Below are 1660 nucleotides of genomic sequence, written 5' to 3'. Positions count from 1 at the left end.
ATTTATAGTAATTTTTATTAATCATAAATAATTTATCCATTATTCATTAACTTTATTTATATAAATTATAGCATGAATTAAAAAATATGTCAACACTTTAAAACAAAAAAATTTTTTATTTAAAGTTTTATTTATTTCATCTAATCAAAGGAAGCGCGTCAAGAATATTTTTCATCATAATCTCCACTCTCGGCATATGTTCCGCTATAGTCAAACCGACAATTTCTTTTTCTTTCGCAATATCGTTTATGACTCTAACTACTTCTTTTATTTTCATTCCGTTTTCTACAACGCCAACCGCCGCTATCAACTCTTTAGGTTCGAGGACATCCAAATCGAAATGAATCAAAACTTTTGAAGCGCCGCATTCCTTAAGCCAATTAATTATTCTGTCGCTATTTTCGGAAACTTCTTCGGGAGTCAAATGTTTAATTCCGTATTTTTGTTGTCTTAATTTTATCTCTTCTCTTTCCCAATCTCTTATTCCAACCAATAAAATTTTTGAAGAATCTATTTTACTCGGAAGCTCCGACATTATTTTTTTATCGCCCTCTCCCATACAAGCTGTCACCGCCATCGCATGATAGCCCGCATAAGAATCGTTTGGAAGAGTAATATCGGGATGAGCGTCTATCCATATAAGAGCCGTATCGTCATTATATTTTTTATTAAGAAAAGTAAAAGGAACTACGCTTACAGAACATTCTCCGCCGAATACGATTATTTTATCGGGATTATTTTTTTCAAGTATATTGAGAGCTTCTTTGGTTTGATTAAGAATAAAATCATAATCCATAATTCTATTTTTAATTTCTCTACTACTTATGTCGGTAGAAATCGGAACTTCAAAAATTTCCTGCGAGTCATTTTTTGGAGCGAGCATATTCAATAATTGCGCTCCCAAATAATAACCTCTCGAAGAATCCTCCGCCGAAAGTTCGGGTATCCATTGAGAGATAATTCCTCCCTGCCATTGAGGATAAATCAATCTTATAGTTTTTGACATAATATAATCTCCTTAAATTAAATAATATTGTATTTTATTTATTATAATATAAAATGCAAATTCAAAATTAATTAAACGGGGTAATAATTTTAATGAAACATCAATGCAAAATCACGGTTATCGATTCGGTAGTTTTTTCAGAATTGCAAGAAAAATATTTAGCCGACCCGAAAGTTGGAGCTTGCCCTTTATTTAAAGTAGGAGATACATTTTTACTCGAAGGCTATAATTTTTAGCGTATGCTTGACGGAAAATTTTGCTCAGAAGCATGGGATTGTATAAGCAGATATGTATATTCCGCTTTGCAAGGAGGCTCTATTATGAACGGTTGGACAAACGATGAAAAGATGATGATAGCCTGCTGTAACGATGGAACTCGTCCCGTTATTTTTAAAATTGAAAGAATTGATATAGAAGACTAAATTATAAAGTTATTATAATAATTAATTGTAAAAAATATAGTATTTAATTTATTGTATATTTTTTATTTAATCGTCTTGATCGTCATTGCGAGTATGAACGCGGCAATATATTCTATGCGGATTATTTCGAGATTAAAAGCCAACTACAATGTTAACATCTTTATTTATACAAAAACCGCTTTATTTTCTTTGAAGGATTTTTTATAAATTCTTCCGACTGAATATTAAAACT

At 30.9% G+C, this 1660-nt stretch carries 3 protein-coding genes; 2 read left to right on the top strand and 1 reads right to left on the bottom strand.

The annotated features are described in order from the left end of the window. Positions 1-136 precede the first annotated feature (136 nt). Positions 137-1006: an arginase family protein gene (locus EZH24_RS11370; protein ID WP_137999213.1), complete on the bottom strand. Its 870-nt coding sequence runs from the start codon at positions 1004-1006 to the stop codon at positions 137-139. A gap of 92 nt (positions 1007-1098) precedes the next feature. Here EZH24_RS11370 and EZH24_RS14935 point away from each other — a divergent pair, with 92 nt between their 5' ends. Together EZH24_RS14935 and EZH24_RS14930 are read left to right on the top strand one after the other, a co-directional pair. Then, positions 1099-1242, top strand: a complete 144-nt coding sequence (locus EZH24_RS14935; protein ID WP_201798594.1) for a hypothetical protein — start codon at positions 1099-1101, stop codon at positions 1240-1242. Between the two features lie 3 nt (positions 1243-1245). Then, positions 1246-1428: a TIGR04076 family protein gene (locus EZH24_RS14930; protein WP_201798593.1), complete on the top strand. Its 183-nt coding sequence runs from the start codon at positions 1246-1248 to the stop codon at positions 1426-1428. Positions 1429-1660: the final 232 nt, after the last annotated feature.

Origin of the sequence: Brachyspira catarrhinii, from assembly GCF_005518285.1 — a bacterium.
GTDB classification, from domain to species: Bacteria; Spirochaetota; Brachyspiria; order Brachyspirales; family Brachyspiraceae; genus Brachyspira; species Brachyspira catarrhinii.
The sequence above is the reverse complement of the archived record's forward strand: the minus strand, read 5'-3'. Positions and strand labels throughout refer to the sequence as shown.

Bases quoted from the DNA above. Each gene is read 5' to 3' on its own strand.
- EZH24_RS11370 (WP_137999213.1), bottom strand. From the start codon at position 1,006: ATGTCAAAAACTATAAGATTGATTTATCCTCAATGGCAGGGAGGAATT.
- EZH24_RS14935 (WP_201798594.1), top strand. From the start codon at position 1,099: ATGAAACATCAATGCAAAATCACGGTTATCGATTCGGTAGTTTTTTCA.
- EZH24_RS14930 (WP_201798593.1), top strand. From the start codon at position 1,246: ATGCTTGACGGAAAATTTTGCTCAGAAGCATGGGATTGTATAAGCAGA.